Origin of the sequence: Mycobacterium sp. E183 (assembly GCF_001667735.1) — a bacterium.
Taxonomy (GTDB): domain Bacteria; phylum Actinomycetota; class Actinomycetes; order Mycobacteriales; family Mycobacteriaceae; genus Mycobacterium.
Genome location: NZ_LZJN01000050.1, coordinates 1 through 1,675, shown reverse-complemented (window position 1 = coordinate 1,675; position 1,675 = coordinate 1). Strand labels below are relative to the sequence as shown.

The 1,675-nt window shown below is 66.5% G+C and carries 1 protein-coding gene; it reads right to left on the bottom strand.

What is annotated here, in order from left to right:
- On the bottom strand, positions 1-1,675 hold a 1,675-nt coding region (locus A5691_RS04500; RefSeq protein ID WP_231980992.1), incomplete at both ends, for a condensation domain-containing protein.

Below are 1,675 nucleotides of genomic sequence, written 5' to 3'. Positions count from 1 at the left end.
CAGCTCACCGGCATCAAGCACACCAATCGAGGACAACCGCGCCTGGGCATCAGCCGTCATCGCCACCAACACCCGCTCCAACCGGGTGACCAAAGCCTCAACGGTGTCGGCGTCGAACACGTCGGTGCGGAACTCCACCGCACCCCAAATCCCCGCCGGCTCCCCACCATCGCTGAACCGCTCGGCCAAATTGAACGTCAGGTCCATCCGGGCGGTCTCGGTGGCGATCGGCACCTGAGACACCTGCAAATCCCCCAACGCCAACCCCGCCCCGCCACCGGCCCCCGCCAGGTTCTGCCACGCCAACATCACCTGCACAAGCGGATGATGCGCCAACGACCGAACCGGATTAAGCCGCTCAACCAGCACCTCGAACGGCACGTCCCGATGCTCGAGGGCGGCGAGACCCTTTTCACGGGTCTGGTTCAGCAACTCCGCGACCGTGGGGTTCCCGGTGAGATCCAGCCGCAGCACCAGGGTGTTCACGAAGAAGCCGACCAATTCGTCGAGCGCGGGATCATCTCGACCGGCGGTCGGAAAGCCCAGCACTACATCGGAACTCGCGCTCAGCCGAGACAGCAACACCGCCAACGCCGCCTGAACCACCATGAAACTCGTCGCGTTGCACTCCCGGGCCACCGCACGCACCCGCTGCTGCAACCCCGCCGGCCACTCCACCGCCACCGTCGCCCCACACTGATCGGCCACCACCGGATAAGGCCGATCCGTCGGCAATACCAACCGCTCCGGCATCCCCGCCAGCGCATCCTCCCAAAATGCCAACTGCCTGCCGATCGGACCACTACCGTCATCGAGATCACCGAACTGCGCCCGCTGCCACAACGTGTAATCCGCATACTGCACCGGCAATTCACGCCAGTCGGGTGGCTGGCCGCGCTCGCGCGCCCGGTAGGCCACGCTGATGTCCCGCACCATCGGAGCCAGCGACAACCCGTCAAAGGCGATGTGGTGCAGAACAATTCCGATCACATGCCGCTCCGGGCCGACCGAGTACACCCGCACGCGAATCGGGATGTCAGTCGATAGGTCGAAGCGATGGCCGGCCAGGGCCGTCAACGCGGCGGGTATGTCCTGCTCGGGCAACGACGCCACGGCCGCGTCCCCGCCTTGCCACATACCGCTTCGGGCCGGCAACACCCGCTGGAACGGGACGCCGTCGGCATCGGGGAATATCGTGCGCAGAGACTCGTGGCGGCCGATGACGTCGTCGAGGGCCGCCCCAAGGGCCTCCACGTTCAACGGCCCGCTGATCCAAAACGCGGTGGGCATGTTGTAGGTCGCGGCGCGGTCCCGCCATTGCTCGAGGAACCAGAGCCGGCTCTGGGCGAACGACAGCGGAAGGACAGCGGGCCGGTCGCCCGCCACCAAAGGCTCGCGCTCGGCCCCGTCGTCATTGAGGTGCGGCGCCAGGAGCGCCACCGTGGGCGCGTCAAACAAGGCGCGTAACGACAGGCCGGCTTTCAATGACTTGTTGATGGCGGTGACGAGGCGCATGGCCGACAGTGAATCGCCGCCCAAGTCGAAGAACGACTCGTCGATCCCGACCCGTTCGAGACCGAGAACCTGTGCGAAGGCGCCGGCCAGCACCTCCTCCACCGCAGTGACCGGGGCGCGAAATCGGCTGGCATCGCTGTATTCCGGCGCGGGGAGGGCT